Raw genomic sequence first — 17055 nt, forward strand, 5'->3', positions numbered from 1 at the left:
TGCTGTTTTTTCACCGCACATCAAGGTGACACTGCATTCCAGTTAAACGACACTGCCTGAGACAACCAAGACACGGGAAAATAAGCCCAGCGCCTAATCAGTGAATAAGAGGTAGTCAGGGAACTCGAGCACGATGGGGTCCGCGCCCTCGCCATCCTGGGCGCGGGCGGAGGCACGCAGGGCGCGCAGGTCATCCGGCATCGGGCCGCGCACGGCACCCAGGTTATCCCACTTCTTTAAAAACTCGTCCGTCGGTGGGTTGGGATGCATGGCAGCCATCATTTTGCCCAGCTCAGCAAAGGCCTGCGTAATCCGCTTGCCCTGGGCCTGCTCGAAGGCATCAATGGATTGGTTGGCCTGCACCAGGGCCGGTGACTCCGGCATGAGTGTGGTTGGTGGCGCATCCGGCAATCCCGAGAAATAGTCCACCGCCTCCTGCTCACTGCGCACATCGGCGCTGCGCCAGGTATCCAGTGAATCGCGGTTCACGATGCGCGCCGTATCAGAATCGATGGCAATCACCGTGGGCGTACCGTACAACACAGGAATGCCCAGCACATCGAGCTGCGCCTGAAGCTGCTCATACAAACCCACGTTAACCAACAGCGTCTGGTAGCGTTTATCCACCACCTGGGCCACCGCTGGCGCTGTCAGTTTCCGAGTCACAAAGTTTTCACTGTCGTGACACCAGTTGGCACCGAGCACTACCAGCAGATCTTTGTTGGCTGCCTTCGCGCTTGCCGCGGCTGTCTGCAGTTGTTGCTGCAGCACCTCAGGGGTGACTTCGTCGGGGAAGAACGCTTTATCGGCGGCCGTGGCGGGGATTGCCAGCCCCATCGCAACCACGCTCAGGCACACGCGTGCGCGCGCCACCCATGACGCAAACGCCCTATTCAGAACCTGCCTTTGAGTCACTGCGTTACCTGCCATGCTGTCTATCCCCGCGAAGAGTGCGTTTCAGTCCAGTGGAATAGGATCGCGCGACCACAGCTGTTTCACTTCGTCATCCAGCCCGGTCATTTCCCAGCGCACCAACGACAGTGGCAGCGGGCCCGCATCCATGATCGCATCATGGAAGTCTTTCAGGTTGAAGTCATCACCTAATTGACGCTTGCGATCGGCCAGCAGCTTGTCCATTTGTACCTTGCCAATGGAGTAGCCCACACCGTAACCGGGCGGGCGGCGCAAGTAGATCTCTGCATCAACGCGCGCCACGTCCTCATCCAGGAAAGGCACCTGTTCGCGCCAATAGCTCACCACCTCGGGCGCCGTCATCTGGCCCGTTTGCAACCAGACATCCGCCGGTACTCGCGCGGCGCGGAATATTCCAAACACATGAATCAGCTCGCGCACGCGCGGCGTGTCGGCGAACAACCCCGATTGCAACATGGCCTCTTCAAGGTAGGTGGCCCAGCCTTCGATACGCGCACCCGAGCGAATGTGTTTGCGGATCGGGTGAGCCAGGTTGTCCGCTAACAAAATATCGAAGCGATGCCCGGGAATCACTGCATGAAGGTGATCAGGCGCCGGGTCCCGAAACTGCACGGCCTCCCAGAAGTTAAGGCCACCGGGACGCACCTGCCAGGGCACGTTGGTGTCCAATTCACCCACGTAGTCAGGAATCGTGATGATGTCCTGCTCCACCAGGAAGCGGCGAATCTTTTCGTCGGTTGCCGCTATGCGTGCCTGGTAGTCTTCAGCGGTGGTCGCCGGCAGCAAGAGTGGTTCCTGACGATTGCGATGCTGTTCCAGCGCATACAGTGACCACAGCCTGTCCAGCTCGCGTTCGCCAATGATCACCAGATCGTCGCTGGTCCAGGGCATCAGCTTCACGTGTTTCAAGTACCAGTCAAAGGCGGCCTTGCCGGAACCGGCGCTGGCGGTCCAGCCGTCGCGGTTTTCTACCAGCCAGTCGTTGAGTGCAACCACCGCTTCCCTGGCCGCCTCAATGTCCGGCAACAGTTCTGGCTGGGCGGTACGCGCGCGCTCGGCAAGATCGCTGTACCAGCCGATAACACCCGCTGGCGGAGTCTCCCGATACGGGTGGCCGTGGCCTACCCCGTCACTGTTACTGAGATTATGAATGGCAAGGCAGGCGAAGTCGGCGGCTACGTCAGTGAGGTTTGCCTGTGCAGCACTCACCAGCACGGGAATGCCCCGCAGCTCAGCCAGCAACTGTTCGCGTTTGGCGCCTTCCACAGGCAGCTCCGTGAAGGTGAGCCACAGCATGCGGTCAACGTAGAACCCGGGGTCCCGTGCCCAGTAACGCGACACTCGCAGGCGATATTCATGCTGGTCCAGGCGCGAGCGCAGGGCCAACCAGTCCACTTGCTGAGAGCGCGACCACTGGCTGTAATCCATGTCCGCCAGTTCAGTTTGCAAGCTGGTTAACATCTCAAGGCGCGTGGCAATCGCCTGCGGGCTGTAATCTGACACAGGCTCGATGGGTTGGCCCGCCGCATCCTCAGTGACCCGGCCAATACTGTTATCGTCGGCCTTCCACTGCTGGAACGCATCCGACAGCAGCACAAGGTCCTGGTAGTCGCTGGCCTGTGCGCCTTGTCCGACGATGCCGGCACCCGCCAAGACCAGCGCCCATACCCTCACCCACTGCCGTTTTACCACTTGGTAGCTCCCTTGCTTGCGATGTCTTCCTTTATGCATCTACTGCGACACCTACCCCGGCTTCAGGCGTCCTGGCTCCAGGCGTCCTGGTTTCAAGCATCGGCGTCAGGCGTCGAAATCGGACGCAACGAACAATCTATCACCTGCTGCGGTGTAGCGCAGTCGCACACTGCTGTTCACCACCAATTTGCAACGATCGGGTCTGATATCTGAGGCGCGGCACACACTCGTCGTGATGGCCGCTGTCGATAAGGAGGTGGCACCGTGGCTTTCCAGGTACTTGGTAATCACGGCCTCATCGATCTTGAAGCGCACCCAGAAGTACAGTGCCACGTGACCGGCCAACCCCAGCAATGACACCACAGCGATAATCACGTAATCCATAACAGCGCACCGACAACTCGCTTATCTGGGGTTGTTACGCGCCGGGATTGGTTTCAGTCGCCCGGAGTGCCCGCATCCTTCGCCAGCGATTGCTCGTGCTCGTACATGGCCTCCCACAAAGGTGAGTCCACCCACGTATCATCCAGATAGAACTTCTCGGGCTCTTCTTCCTTGGGGTCAATCAGCAGGTTGTAGTAGGAGGGATAGGCCATGTTTTGTATGGCGTAACTTTTGTCGTCGATTTCCTTGATCAGCACTTTCCAGTGACGCCACTTGGCACCAAACAATTCGTTGCCGATGTAGATCATCACGGTCTCGCGATTGGACTCGGTTTGTTTGCCCGATAAAAAATCAGTCTGGTCAGTGCCATCCATCGTCCGATCTGTGGGGATATCGCCGCCCGACCAGTTCGCCAGTGTTGGGAACAGGTCCACCAGGTGCATCAACTCGTTAGACACCTGCCCTGCGGGCACCGTACCGGGGTAGCGAAGTAGAAACGGTACTCGCAGGGATCCCTCATAGGGAGAGAACATGGAGCCGCGCCAGGGGCCAGTGAAGCCAAAGGACCGCTTGATACCTTCCCGGCCATTATCGGCGGTGAAAATTACAATGGTGTCGTCGGCAATGCCCAGCTCGTCCAGCGTCGACAGAATGCGGCCAACGTACGAATCCGTCTGCGCCAACACATCGGCAAACGCACCGTTGCCGGTAGAGCCCTTGAAGTCCGGGTGCGCATCCACGGGCTCATGGGTTTGTGTATAAGGAAGGAACGCGAAGAACGGTTTATCGGCTTTGGCCTGACGCTGAATGTAATCGATGGCTTTGTCCGTGATCTCGCCGTCAATCAGAGTACGTTTCTCGCGGTCATACACAACGCCCTCCACGGGCACCTTGCCGCGAATGGCACTCATGACATGCGTGAAACGCACACCCGCATCTGCCTGGAAGCTGTCGCTGTCGGGCCAAAATGCCTGGTCTGAAGAATTAGGAATACCATACCACTCGTCAAACCCTTGGTCGGTGGGATAGCGGCCAGGCTCAGCACCCAAGTGCCACTTGCCGAACATGCCCGTGGCATAGCCGCGATCAGACAACATTTCTGCGAGAGTAATCTCCCAGGCGGTAATGCCGTACCAAATATCGCGCGGGGGCAGCTCCTGGCGCAGCCGAGTACGCATACCGTACCGCCCGGTCATCAGCGAAGCCCGCGAGGGCGTGCACTCCGCTTCTACATTGAAGTTGGTGAGCTGCACGCCGTCTGAGGCGATGCTGTCAATGTTCGGTGTGGGCGCACCGCGCAATACACCACCGCCATAGACCCCAACTTCGCCATAGCCGAAATTATCCATCAATATCAATACGATATTGGGCTTCTCGGCCGCGGCGGATTGCCCGCTGACAAGCAACGCACCAGCGATTAGCAATGGTCTCAACATTGGAGAAAAAGTCATAGGGCTTGCCTCGTTCGAACGGCCTGAAGAAAAGGCAGCGTCGGGTAATCTAGGTTTTTACGCGCTTCTACTATTGAACCGCGCGAAAATCATAAACCCTTTTCCCGAGACATCCGTAAACCCCCTATAGGCTAGGAAGTCAGGCTTTCTGCTTTTGTGTAGAACAAAAGATCTACACGTCGCATAAGGGAATGCAAGCCGTGCCTATCAATAAACATATACCGTTCGTCCCCTCCAGCATCGCACTGGGTATTGTCGCTTCCATGGTGAGTGTCCCCCAGCAAGCCGGCGCTCAAGCTCTGGAAGAAATCATCGTTACGGCAAGGCGCCGTGTGCAGGATGTCCAAGACATCCCGATGGCGATCACAGCGTTCGACGAGAAGGCGTTGCGCGAGGGTATGGTGCGCGGTTTTGAAGATTACGTGCGCGACCTCACCAGTGTCACGTTTGGCACCTCTGGCCCCGGCGCGAGCACCATTGCCTTTCGTGGAGCGGTATCCCAGCCCAGTGGCTTCGACACTATCAGCTCGTCCACGCTGTATCTCGACGAGATTCCCATTACCCGAGACGGGCAGAATCCTGATGTCCGATTGTACGATGTGGAGCGCTTGGAAGCCCTTTCGGGGCCGCAGCCCACTCTGTACGGCGCAGGATCACAATCGGGCACACTGAAGATTGTAACCAATAAGCCCAACACTGAAGAAACCGACGGCTGGGTGATGGCCGAGGCTGGCACCATCATGTCGGAGGGTGACCCCAGCTACAACGTGAGCGGTGCTCTGAACCTAGTGGCCATTCCAGATACTCTGGCAATTCGTCTTGTCGGTTTCTACGAGGAAGAAGGCGGCTACATCGATAACGTGCTGGGCACGACCAGCGTTTTCTCACCAGAGAACGGTGACCGCGACAACGCGGACAAAGTCGAGGACGATATCAACGACTGGGTCGCCAAAGGTGCTCGCGTATTCGTGCGCTGGACGCCAAATGAAAACTGGATTATTGACGCAGGTGTTGCCTATCAGAGCTCAGAATTGGGCGCTGGTTTCGATTACAACCCCGCTTTCGGTGACCTGAACACCGTCAAGTTCAAAGACGAGAAGCGTGACGACGAGTGGTACAACCTCTCGCTGACCATTCAAGGCGACCTGGGCTTCGCCGACCTGACCATAGCTGGCGGCACGCACAACCGTAAGATCGACTACGACCTGGATTCCACCGCCTACATGACCGCTTACAAAGTGAATGGTTTGGATCTGGCGGAATACTATACAGGCATCCGCGAGTTCTTAGACTACGATACGTGCGCCGTCACTTACGGCTGCTACCTGTTTGTAAACTACAACGACTTCGGTGCAGATCCCACAGCACAAATCTCCCTGGACCAGGAGGTCACCTCGTTTGCTCAGGAGATTCGCCTCGTGTCCAAAGATACGGGCGACAACAAGTTCAATTGGCTGGTGGGCGCCTTTTATGAGGACACCGACAATGAATGGGATTACCTGTCCTTCGTAGACGATCTCGCGGCCAATGGCGGCGGGGGTTCCATATTTACGTATTACGGCGTTGAGCCCACCAACGACTGGTTCGATCAAGGCTTCCGAGCCGACAAGACGTACAACGGCTTGGCCGGAAATAGCTTGAACGGCCAATTGCAGAACGTAGAGACCATCGCAGTATTCGCAGAGGGTAGCTACCGACTCACGGAGGACATCACGCTTACCGCAGGCGGCCGTTGGTTCGAAACGGATCGCAGTGTGGCTGAGAATTCGTTATTTGTCGGTAACGTCTTCGATAACTTCGACGTTGTAGAAACCACCGAAGACTTCAGCCCAAGACTGAATGTTACGTGGACACCAACGGACGACTCGTTGATTTATGCCACCTACTCAGAAGGCGTGCGGGTGGGCGGACAGAACGGCGGCGTCACGCAAAATCCGGCCTCCATACAGCTTGGTGCACCGCAATTTTTTGGGCCAGATAAGTTGAAGAACCATGAGATTGGTGCCAAGGCAACTTGGATGGACGGTCGACTACTGACCAACCTCACCGCTTTTGTGATGGACTGGGAAGATTACCAGATACAGGTGGACCTACCCGTGGCCGGCTCGACCACGGTCAACGCGGGGAATGCCTCTATCGATGGCGCTGAGGGCAATATCGCCTTCGCGTTCGCTGAAGGATGGGAATTGTCCGCTGCGGCGACATACCTGGATGCACGCATCGATGACGATATTATTCTGAACAACGGCGTCATTGTAGCTGGGGAAAAAGGCGATCCCCTACCGGTCGTGCCGGAGTGGAAAGTGGCGGCGAGTTTACAGTACGGCACAGAATTACCTTGGAGTGGCCTGACGGGCGTCGCGCGATTCGACTACAACTACGTCGATGAATCCGTCAATGGCACCAACGCCTCGGTCTCTCTGTTCGGTGCCTCAACGTCATCGCCTCAAGTACAGCCGTCATACGATGTGGGTTCACTGTATTTCTCCGTGGAATCGGTGAACGGTTGGTCAGCATGGATTGGCGTAGATAACTTGTGGGACGAGCGTGCGATCACATTTATCTCACCGAGGTTCTCGGATGACCGTGTCTTCACGTTGCGTCCACGCGAGATCTCTGTCGGCTGGCGGATGGACTTCTAGGCACAGCCCCTAAGCACTGGCATTATCACCCGGTAATGCCAGTGCCATAACGCAGCGCAGTCCTCTCCAGACCACGCCTGCACACTGACTGCTGGCACTGACCCATACCGGAGTGCGTGCGTTTGCCCAACATTGTCACTAACGACCCCCGCCAGGCTTTTCAGGAGGCCGCTGAGCTTATTCGCAGCGCCAACTACCGTCTGGCGGAGCAGGTGCTGTCCAAAGCACTGTCGGATAATCCCAACGACCCCAACCTGCTTCGGTTGCAAGGCATAGGCTTCGCTAAACAGAGCATGTACGCTGAAGCAGAGGCTAAGTTCACCCATGTGGTTCGCCTGGTGCCGGAGCATCCACAGGCGTATCAGGAATTGGCCGATGTGCAGATTCGCCAGCAGAAGCTGGAACCCGCGCTAGCGTCCCTACGCAGCGCGGCCAAGTACGACAGCGGTGGCCGTGCGAAACAGCGCCTTGGCGAGCTACTTAGCCTGATGGGGCGCGGCAGTGAAGCGGAGACGGCGCTGGGCGAGGCGCTGGCGGCGGACCCGACGCGCAAAGCACTTGCAGGAGCTCTTGAGATGGCGCATAACGGCGATCTCTCCGGGGCTGAAAAAACCTACCGCGATATTCTGCGACGCAATCCCGACGAGGTGGACGCACTGCGGCTGCTGGGCGTGTTGCTGATCAAACGTGAGCGGTATGACGACGCGGCCGCCTGCTTCCGCCGCGCCGTGGAAATTGCCCCCGATTTCTGGAAGGCCTGGATTAATCTAGGCACCGCTTTCTCAGAGCAGCAGAAGTTTGACCAGGCCGAGGAGGCCTACAGCTCTGCACTGCAGCTACAGCCCAATAGCATCCACACCCTGGAGCGTTTGGGTGCAAACGCCATGAAAGCCGGTGAACTGGATAAAGCCATTGATTACCTGGAACGCTCACTGGCCATCAACCCGCGTCACTTCCCCTCGCTCCTGTGCATGGGGCACGCGCTCAAAACCGTGGGCAAACAGGCAGACGCCATCGAGGCGTACCGGGGTTGTGCCGAGTCCAAACCGGATTTTGGCGAAGCCTATTGGAGCCTGGCCAACCTCAAGACGTTCCGGTTTGAGGACTCGGACATCACCGAGATGGAAAGCCAGCTGGAAAAACTGCGCGACTCGGCCGATGAGGAAGAGCAGGATGCCGAGATCTCTTTTTCCTTCGCGCTGGGCAAGGCCTACGAAGACCGCAAAGACTACAGCCGGGCCTTCGACCACTACTACCACGGCAACAGTAAAAAGCGCTTCAAGATCAATTACGATCCCATCGCCTTCCAGGACAGCAACGACCGCATTATCGAAGTGTTCAATAAGGATTTCTTCGCTGAGCGCGAAGGCTGGGGACACAGCGACGACTCGCCTATTCTGATCCTGGGCCTGCCCCGCTCCGGCTCTACCTTGCTGGAGCAGATACTGGCCAGCCACTCTCAGGTAGAGGGAACGGCGGAACTGCACTACCTGCTGCGCGCCGCTACGGAGTCGGGTCTTAATCGGGCCGACGGTATTCGTTACCCGCAGGTAATGCATGAGCTACTGTCGCACCATGTGGCGGGCATCGGTGAAGAATATGTGGAGAACACCCTCAAACACCGCACCGGCGCGCGTTACTTTACCGACAAGATGCCGAACAATTTCACTGCGATCGGATTCCTACACACCATCTTGCCCAACGCGAAGGTCATTGACGCCAGGCGCCATCCGCTGGACAGCTGCCTCGGCACCTTCAAGCAGCTCTTTGCCAACGGCCAGGTGTTCTCGTACGACCTCTATGACCTGGCGCATTACTACACCCAGTACATGCGACTAATGGATCACTGGAACGAGGTACTGCCGGGCAAGGTGCTCACCGTGCACTATGAGAATGTGGTGAGCGACATCGAAACCCAGGCACGAGCCATCGCCGAGCACTGTAGGCTGCCCTGGGAAGAAGGCATGCTGCAGTTCTATGCCAACGATCGGGCGGTGAAGACCGCAAGCTCAGAGCAGGTCCGCCAGCCGATCTACAGTAGCTCAGTCGCGCTTTGGCGCCGCTATGAGGATCAGCTCAGTGAGCTCATCGATTATTTGGAGCCCGTGCTGATGCGACTACCAGAGGCCGACAGGCCTGCCTCGTTGCGTCAGGCGGTGGGCCAGTCGTAGGGCCAGACTGCCAGGCCGTGTATGGCATTCCGCACGTCCATAGACAGGGTCAGCATGTTCGTTGGCCTGTCCTTGGTGAGGTCATACACAGAGATCGTAGAGGGCGAAGAGCCTCCCACCACCACATTATCTGAAACCACACACAGTCCACGACCAAAGCCCTGCCGGGCGATGCGCGAATCATCCAGATCCGTGTGTGTCAGCTTGTGCGGCGGGTACTTGGGAATACGGTAGGCCTTACGACTGGCAGGGCTCTCAAAGCGCAGCGCATCAGACCGCGTGTCATTGAACAAGATGCCATCTCTGAAAGGCTGCGCGTTGTGCACGCCCTGGGGCAGGGTTGCCATCACACCCACCGCCTTACCGTTAAACCGCAACAGCGCTTCAGTGCGGATACCGCTGAGGTACATGCCGCCCTCATCGCAGTACACGTTGTTGATGTGCAGTTTATTGAGCTGCAGCGGTCCCTGATCCCCACACGGATCAAAACGACGTACCGCGTATGCCGGTCCATCAGACACCAGTTGCAGACCCCAGTCGAATTCTTCGGTAGTGAGATTCAGCCCTACCACGCTGTCATAACCTGTAGACGTAATGAACAGATGGTCCTGATGCACACACATCTCATGGCAGTGCTTCAGGTAGGGGTTGCGGTAAGAGGCAACCTGCTCAAACCGCTGGTTGAACACAAATATTTCGTCACTGGCGGCGATGTAGACGTTGTCGTTGAAGAAGGCGATACCGCGCAGCCCGCGATCCCAGCCGCGTCCCTCCCAATCGATGTCCATCTTGTTCCAGTCGATAGGCTGCAAAAGTTCTGCGGTTTCTGTGTCCAACAGGTATACGCCGCCATGGCTCTCGCCCTGGTTACTGCCGCGCACCACGGAACTGGCAATCAACTTTGTCATGATGCGTTAGGACCTATGCCGGTGACGGACCGGGAATATAATCGAAGATAAAGGTGATGCGATCTTCATCACCACCATTGATCACACCGTGGCGCTGCTGGTTATTGATCTCATACGCCTTGCCCACTTCAAAGCGGTGTGGGCGCCCATCGATCATGAAGCGCACCTTGTTGTTCGTGGTGATAGGAACGTGAATCCGGTGGCTGTGATGAAAGGATTGGTGGTTGTCAGTGTGCGGAGTGATGGTAGTACCCGCTTTGAGCTTTGCCGCCATGGCACGGATGATGGTGCCGCCCACCGGGTAGTAGCGGCCGATGATGTTGTGCATCAACGGCACTGCATGCTCATGGAGTCGCTCCCAGCCGTTGCCCTTGACTACTGATACGTCTGGCCAGTTATCGTGATCACAAAATATCAGGATCACCGACTCGGTGTTGTAGTGCACATCGCTGTACTTCTTCTGCCGCAGCTGCTCTTCCTGCCACACCGGTTCTTCAAGCGCCAGAATGGCCTCGCGCAGTGACTGCGATTCTACCGCGCCCAGATCACGCAGGGGTTGTCCGATATTCATGCGATCAGTCTAACACGCAGGCCGTGCATTACAGACCCTCGAACTAGTCGGGCGTGTCCGCATTTTTATAGGTCAGGTAGGCTTTGCGCACGGTCTCAATCACTTCCCAGGTACCCTTGCTGTTGGCATCGAAGTACAGCGTATCGCCGGCACCAATGTGAATGGGCTCACCCGCTTCTGGATGAAAGATGGCCTTGCCCTTGAAGAAGGTACTGAGTTCAGCATCCATGATTTGTCGCGTCCAGGTGCCCGGGGTGCACTCCCAGATACCCGCTTCAGAGCCGTCGGCATTTTCACAAATTACGCGCCCGGACAGTTGCGACACTTGCTCGCTCACGGGCAGTTCCACCGGCCCCCAATCATCGAGTTGCTCGGAAGGTATCTGGTCGCAGCCTTTCAACTGGGTAATGGCCATGGTTCGTCTCCGTCGGTGTTTGCATGCGGACATTTGCGGTCCGCCGTTAGATCAAACGCCTAAGGTAGCGATGTGGGCAGGGCCTGTCTTGTCGGCCTGTAGGTTGCGAAGGTGTTGCGTTTCAAATAACACACTGTTCAACAACCGGGCGACCGGAATATATTGACATGCTTTATGCAATTACTTCACTATCAGCACATACATCAGTAAATACAAAGGCAGAACCCGCATGATCCGATGGTTGATAAGCATACTCGTGCTGCTATTCATTGGCGCGGCATTCTTGTTCTGGGCGATTTTCTTTTCCGCCAGACCGCCGCTCACCACCGACCCTGCGACACTGGCTGGTGATGGCGCCAGTGTGAATTACTGCGAACTGCCGGTACTGGATGGCAGCGGCAAACGCGCAGTCGACATCGCGAAGGGGAATACCCCTGGCTGTGCTTACAGCCATTTCCCATTGCCGATACTCGCTGAATGCACAGAGCCGCTGTCAAGCGATGCGGACGACATTCGCGGTCTCTGGGTTGCCGTGGCAGGGGATAAGCTGGGTCATTTGGAACGGGTGGAGCAGTGCGGATCACGCGTTGTCATCACTGCTGCGGGCATCATTCACGACGGCGGCCCTAACAGTACTGGTGGAATGAACTCCAACGATACAGAAGGTGGTGTGGCATTCACCCTGGGAGATCGCGAGTACTGCCCGCGCACCTCTGCCAGCATGACCTGGGACAAGGGTATTCTGAACTTCAGACCCTTCGGCATTGGCCCGATTGTCGTAAGGCGCTATCTGGAGAATGAACAGCTGGTCTGGGAGTACATTGACGGCTCCGTCACGCGGATGGAGAGGCTATGCACGCTGCCAGAAGCACATCGCACACCCGCACCGAGAGGTCGTCGTATCGCGCTTTGGTGAGTCCGACTGGAAACTCGCGGGGGCTGATCGGTTTTAAAGCGCTTCGTGAACGGGAGGGCTTGGCGTCACCAGCACCTTGGTCATCAATACCCACCAACCCCAGGAGTTCGCCAGGGTGCGATAGCATTCTTCAGAGTTCGCAGATCAAGCCCGTCGATGGGTCCATATCGCCAGCGCAGATCGCAGGATAGCGCCCGCTGAAGGCCTCCAGACCCTGCACATTCTCCACCGTTAACCAACCACTGGCTTTTGCGGCACCACTGGCGACAAAGGCCTGCGCAAGATGGTTGAAATCCGCGAGGCTGGCCGAACGTTCAAGAATGTAGCTGGGCGCAAAGAAAAACTCAGCGTCTTCGCCGCCCTCACCGGCACCGGTCGCGGCTGCATCCCAGTGCGTGAGGCCCACGTTCACGTATTTGGCAAGCTTGTCGCCCAGCCGTGAGCGCAGTGCAGCCGCGGTTGCAGGGTTACCGGCCATATCCACAACCACCGTGGTCTCCTGCACCAGTGAATCCACATCGTCATAGGCGAGCGCTGAGGTATAGAGTCCGGTCTTCTCCACAAAGGCGACGTTGCGTCCCGAGGTCAGGCCCACCGTAGCCGGCGCATTGTCATCGTCCGTCAATGCCTGGGCCAGGCCCAGACTGGTTTTACTGGAGGCACTGACAACCACAATCTGGCTGGCGCCGTAGTAGCCATTCTCGGCAATCATGTCCCACAGGCAATAACCCGTCATATACAGCGGGCCCAACAGGGCCTGCAGCATCTCGGGACCGCGGCTTTGCTCACTGGCCGCACCAACGCGCTGGTAGCGGTTGTACAGCGGTGGCAGTGCCTGGCGGTGCTCGGTCGCATCAAACAACGCGCTACCCGATACCTGTGCGGGTTTAATGACCAGTTCATCGGCGGGGGGGAAGTAGCCGTACAGGCGCTCGCCCACGGGCAGTTCCTCGCACAGCGATTCCGTGACCGTGGCAAAGCCCCATACAGGAATCACACCGAAACCACCCTCACCCGCCACCGGGAAAAACTTCCAGTAGCCCAGCATGTCGCCCGCGGCGGCATAGGTCATGTTGTTGGCCGTAAAAGCGAAGAAGTCCACGGCAAGGCGCACCTCGCCCTCGGTCAGGGAGGCCGCGCTCTCATCTGACAACCGCCACTGGTCAAAGCCGGTTTGCTTTACTTCAAAACGTTGCTGGGCCATCAGGCGGCCTCCTCTTGTTGGTACTGTTGATAGAGCTTGGTGAGGTTCATCACGGCGTTAAAGCCATTCTTGCTCATGCGCGCCAGCACTGCCTCTTTTTTCGGGTCGCCCGCGGCATTCTTCACCATCTGGCTAAAGCCATCCAGTCGGTTATGCAGTATCCATTCCGACAGGGCCGCGTCTTGAGACCACAGGTACTGGTTGGTCATGGAGATCGCGGTGAAATTGGCAAACTCCTTATCGCTTTCCGGCGGTGGCACAGGGGTGGCCAGCGCATTCTTCGCCGCGTCATCGGGGTAGCTGAGATCCAGATGGGCAATCATCGCCGCGCTGAAGACCGGCTGGTAAGAACGCAACATCTGCGGCGTAATCAACTTGCCATCGAACACGGGCAACTCGGGCAGATCGTCATAGGGCCGCGCGGAGCAATCCACGAACAGGGTGTTAGGCTGAACCGGTAGCTCGCCTTGCTCAAAGGTAATGGTTTGCGCACCCAGGTGCGTGATGCGCCCCAGGCGCACCACATCGGTGATTTGACGCAGTACATCCAACTCCCTGAGGGAGATGGTGGCCCCATGAAACATTTCTGGCGTGCAGTTGGGGTCGATGCGTACGAAGTAGCCGCACTCTTCGAGACGGCGGAAGAGATCGTCGAAATCGGTGGCCTCCGCTGCGCTTTCCATCATGCCCGCCTGGGCATTAAACACCTGGAAGAAGAAGTCGTCTGTGGGCTGTGCATTCTCGCGGTTCAGCAGCCAGGCATCGCGCGGGCGTATCCACTGGATGCGCTCAGGGGGGCAGCCCATGCCCAGTAACCAAAGGCAAGCGTCGATCCCGGTCTTGCCACCCCCGACGATCACGTACTTGTCGGGCTGGTCCGTCACCTTGGGCAGGTCATTCAGCGGCATGAACCGCACGCCCTCATCGATGGCGAAGTTGGGCGTATGGGTAGAGGGCACCTTGGTCTTGAGGAAGGTGGCATCAACGATCTTGCCCGCGTTGGCCTGAAACACTTCACCGGATACCTTGGAAACAAAGCGACCATCGCTCTGGTAATCGCACATGGGGAAAAACTGCACCCGTCCAGAGGGCAGGAACTGATGCCGCATAACATCGTCGAAGTAAGCACTAACTTCTGCGCCAGTAGCTAATTCGTTGAGCCCCTCATTCAACGTGCCCTGCTCCAAGCGGCCCTGGCTGAGCTCTTTTGAGCTCACCCCGTAGAACTGGGACGGCTGGTGCAGCTGCACAAACGGGTAGGCGGAATTCCAATGGCCTCCCGGTTTGGCGTAGCGATCGACGATAGCAATGGTGGCATCCGATTCGGTAAGAATCGTATCCGCGAAGGCCATGCCAACGGCCCCTGCGCCAACCACCAGATAATCCACATTCAGTGTTGTTTGACTCATGCTGTGCTCCTGCGGCCACCGTCCTGGCCGATACGGGGTTCCTATACATAACGGTGTTATAGATAAAACATAACGGTGTTATTCTCTCAAGTCAATCTGTGTTATGGTGTCAACCAGCCCCAGAGGCTGCTTATGCACCGTCACGCCGGGGTTGTATTGGCCAGTAACGAGATGCGATGTGAAACCAGAGGCTGTAAGCACCAATAAGGAAAAAATCCTCAAGGCGGCGTCAGACCTGCTGTTGGAGAAGGGGATCGACGGACTCAGTGTTCGCGCGATTGCCGCCGCCGCGGGCTTATCTACTATCGCCATCTACAGCCACTTTGACGGCAAACAGGGTGTGCTGGATGCGCTGTATATGGAGGGGTTTGCCCTGGTGCAATCGGCTGTGGAATCCGTCGCCGGGGTAGAGGATCCGCGCGTGGCAGTCCTGCAGGGCGCGCGCAATTACCTGGCATTGGCCATTGAACGTGAAGGTCATTACCGACTGGTGTTTGGCGAGACGGGCAGTAGCTATGCCCCCACCGAGGTCGCCCAACAGGCCGCGAGAGACGCGTTTGCAGCCCTGGTGTCCGGCGTGGCCAGACTGCTGCCACCGTCCGCGAGCTTGGCCACCCAGCAGCGGGCAGCACTCAAGCTTTGGGCCTTGTTACACGGGTATGTCAGCCTGAGACACCATGTGATTGGCGGGGCCATGGAAGACAGGCAGTGGCAAGCAATGGCGATAGACGCCTTTGCCGAATCCGTGGATCAGCTGCTAGCCGCCCATTAGTTAGTCGCGGCGCGATTGCCCGAGCCGGAACGGCGCCGCCTCCCGCCGGCTCTTCGCTCACCACCGCTACGCTGATTGGACGCACCATTGCCGACATTGCGACTGTCCGAATTCCGCTTACCCGACCTGCGATTGCCATTCCCATCATTTTTTTGATGGCCCGCGCGGCCCTCTTTGCTGCGGCCAGGCGAGGCGCGATTCCCATCGGCATCGCCACCATCGTTGCCACGGCGATTGCCATTGGCTGAAGCGCCTCGATGACCATTGCCGCTGGCGCTGCGGTTGTTGTTGCCACGGCGGCCATTGCCACCGCGCCCGCTTCCACCGCGGCGCTGACCTGAGCCGTTCCGCTGACCGCCACCACTGCGCTGGCCATTGCCGCTACGCTGCGGCTGGGCCTTGCCTTCCGGCACTGCATGGTCAGGTTCAAAGCCTTCAATCTCTGTACGCTCGAGGGTCTTACGAATCAGGCGTTCAATGCCCGCGAGCATGTCGGCTTCATCGGCGCTCACCAGCGAGTGCGCCTGACCGGCGGCGCCCGCACGGCCGGTGCGGCCAATGCGGTGCACATAGTCTTCGGGTACGTTGGGCAGATCAAAGTTCACCACCTGGGGTAACTGGCTGATATCCAGACCACGGGCGGCGATATCGGTGGCCACCAGTGCCTGAACCTTACCGGCCTTGAAACCTTCCAGCGCGCGCGTCCGTGCATTCTGGCTCTTGTTGCCGTGAATAGCCGCACTGGTAATGCCAGCCTTCTCCAATTGCTGGCTCAGGCGATTGGCGCCGTGCTTGGTGCGGGTAAACACCAGCACCTGGTCCCAGCCGTTGCTGTTCACCAGGTTGATCAACAGCGCAGATTTACGCTTCTTATCCACCGGGTAAACCCACTGGTCAACACGCTCAGCGGTAGAATTGGGTGGGCTCACCTCGACGCTGGCGGGATCGTGGAGGAAGTCCTTGGCCAGTGAGCGGATTTCCTTGGAAAAGGTTGCCGAGAACATCAGGGTCTGTCGGTCTTCCGGCAACAATTTGGCGATACGGCGAATATCGTGAATGAAACCCATGTCCAGCATACGGTCAGCTTCATCCAGCACCAGCGCTTCCAGCTCATCAAAACTCACAGCGCCCTGGCCATGGAGATCCAGCAAGCGACCGGGTGTGGCGATCAGAATGTCCACGCCTTTTGCCAGGCGAGCAATCTGCGGGTTGATCTTTACCCCACCGAATACCACATGGGAGCGGACACGGGTGTACTTGGCATAGGCTTCAACATTCGCCTGAATCTGCGCAGCCAGCTCGCGCGTCGGCGTGAGCACCAGAGCACGGGGATGACGGGGTCTGGGTTTGCTGCCATCGATCAGGTCGGCGATGACCGGCAGAGTAAAGCCAGCAGTTTTACCCGTTCCGGTCTGCGCGGCAGCCATCAGGTCTCGACCCTGCATCACAATCGGGATCGCCTTAGCCTGAATGGGCGACGGTGTCTCGTAACCTTTGTCACGCAGGGCGCACAGCAGCGGCTCGGGCAACCCGAGTTTCTCGAATGTCATAAGCGTCTGTATCTAGTGGTGGAGGTGCCGGCCCATA

The 17055-nt window shown here is 57.9% G+C and carries 14 protein-coding genes; 4 read left to right on the top strand and 10 right to left on the bottom strand.

Annotation, left to right across the window (positions count from 1 at the left end):
* Positions 1–93: 93 nt before the first annotated feature.
* The 4 genes from IE089_RS14250 to IE089_RS14265 form a co-directional block, all read right to left on the bottom strand.
* On the bottom strand, positions 94–930 hold the full coding sequence (locus tag IE089_RS14250) for a thioredoxin family protein (RefSeq protein ID WP_189478509.1): 837 nt from the start codon (positions 928–930) through the stop codon (positions 94–96).
* 27 nt (positions 931–957) lie between these two features.
* Complete coding sequence (locus IE089_RS14255; RefSeq protein WP_189478510.1) at positions 958–2664, bottom strand: DUF885 family protein; 1707 nt, start codon at positions 2662–2664, stop codon at positions 958–960.
* A 66-nt stretch (positions 2665–2730) separates the two neighbouring features.
* Positions 2731–3009, bottom strand: a complete 279-nt coding sequence (locus IE089_RS14260; protein ID WP_189478511.1) for a hypothetical protein — start codon at positions 3007–3009, stop codon at positions 2731–2733.
* Positions 3010–3062: 53 nt separating this feature from the next.
* A complete protein-coding gene (locus IE089_RS14265; RefSeq protein WP_189478512.1) occupies positions 3063–4460 on the bottom strand; it encodes a sulfatase-like hydrolase/transferase in 1398 nt (465 codons plus the stop codon).
* Between the two features lie 200 nt (positions 4461–4660).
* On the opposite strand from IE089_RS14265, the gene IE089_RS14270 reads away from it, so the two are divergent.
* A complete protein-coding gene (locus IE089_RS14270) occupies positions 4661–7102 on the top strand; it encodes a TonB-dependent receptor (RefSeq protein WP_189478513.1) in 2442 nt (813 codons plus the stop codon).
* A 122-nt stretch (positions 7103–7224) separates the two neighbouring features.
* Entirely contained in the window at positions 7225–9273 is a 2049-nt protein-coding gene (locus IE089_RS14275) for a tetratricopeptide repeat-containing sulfotransferase family protein (protein ID WP_189478514.1), read from the top strand.
* Here the strand turns inward: IE089_RS14275 and IE089_RS14280 are convergent.
* The 3 genes from IE089_RS14280 to IE089_RS14290 are packed head-to-tail and all read right to left on the bottom strand — an operon-like array spanning position 9252 to position 11167.
* A complete protein-coding gene (locus tag IE089_RS14280; RefSeq protein ID WP_189478515.1) occupies positions 9252–10181 on the bottom strand; it encodes a hypothetical protein in 930 nt (309 codons plus the stop codon). The genes IE089_RS14275 and IE089_RS14280 overlap by 22 nt on opposite strands.
* A gap of 13 nt (positions 10182–10194) precedes the next feature.
* Positions 10195–10752, bottom strand: coding sequence for an aspartyl/asparaginyl beta-hydroxylase domain-containing protein (locus IE089_RS14285; RefSeq protein WP_189478516.1), 558 nt, complete (start codon positions 10750–10752; stop codon positions 10195–10197).
* A gap of 43 nt (positions 10753–10795) precedes the next feature.
* The gene (locus tag IE089_RS14290) at positions 10796–11167 is read right to left on the bottom strand and encodes a cupin domain-containing protein (RefSeq protein WP_189478517.1); all 372 of its coding nucleotides are present in this window, start codon (positions 11165–11167) and stop codon (positions 10796–10798) included.
* A gap of 229 nt (positions 11168–11396) precedes the next feature.
* Between IE089_RS14290 and IE089_RS14295 the strand changes: the two genes are divergently transcribed.
* Positions 11397–12083: a hypothetical protein gene (locus IE089_RS14295; protein ID WP_189478518.1), complete on the top strand. Its 687-nt coding sequence runs from the start codon at positions 11397–11399 to the stop codon at positions 12081–12083.
* A gap of 130 nt (positions 12084–12213) precedes the next feature.
* On the opposite strand, the gene IE089_RS14300 is transcribed toward IE089_RS14295, so the two are convergent.
* Together IE089_RS14300 and IE089_RS14305 are read right to left on the bottom strand one after the other, a co-directional pair.
* Positions 12214–13287 (bottom strand): DUF2855 family protein, encoded by a 1074-nt coding sequence (locus tag IE089_RS14300; protein ID WP_189478519.1) that lies wholly within the window; start codon positions 13285–13287, stop codon positions 12214–12216.
* On the bottom strand, positions 13287–14696 hold the full coding sequence (locus tag IE089_RS14305; RefSeq protein ID WP_189478520.1) for an NAD(P)/FAD-dependent oxidoreductase: 1410 nt from the start codon (positions 14694–14696) through the stop codon (positions 13287–13289). Before IE089_RS14305 ends, IE089_RS14300 begins: the two co-directional genes overlap by 1 nt.
* Before the next feature lie 178 nt (positions 14697–14874).
* On the opposite strand from IE089_RS14305, the gene IE089_RS14310 reads away from it, so the two are divergent.
* Positions 14875–15468 (top strand): TetR/AcrR family transcriptional regulator, encoded by a 594-nt coding sequence (locus tag IE089_RS14310; protein WP_189478521.1) that lies wholly within the window; start codon positions 14875–14877, stop codon positions 15466–15468.
* On the opposite strand, the gene IE089_RS14315 is transcribed toward IE089_RS14310, so the two are convergent.
* A complete protein-coding gene (locus IE089_RS14315; RefSeq protein ID WP_189478522.1) occupies positions 15465–17018 on the bottom strand; it encodes a DEAD/DEAH box helicase in 1554 nt (517 codons plus the stop codon). The two genes, IE089_RS14310 and IE089_RS14315, sit on opposite strands and share 4 nt — an antisense overlap.
* Positions 17019–17055: the final 37 nt, after the last annotated feature.

The sequence above is a fragment of the Parahalioglobus pacificus genome (assembly GCF_014652275.1).
Classification (GTDB): Bacteria; Pseudomonadota; Gammaproteobacteria; order Pseudomonadales; family Halieaceae; genus Parahalioglobus; species Parahalioglobus pacificus.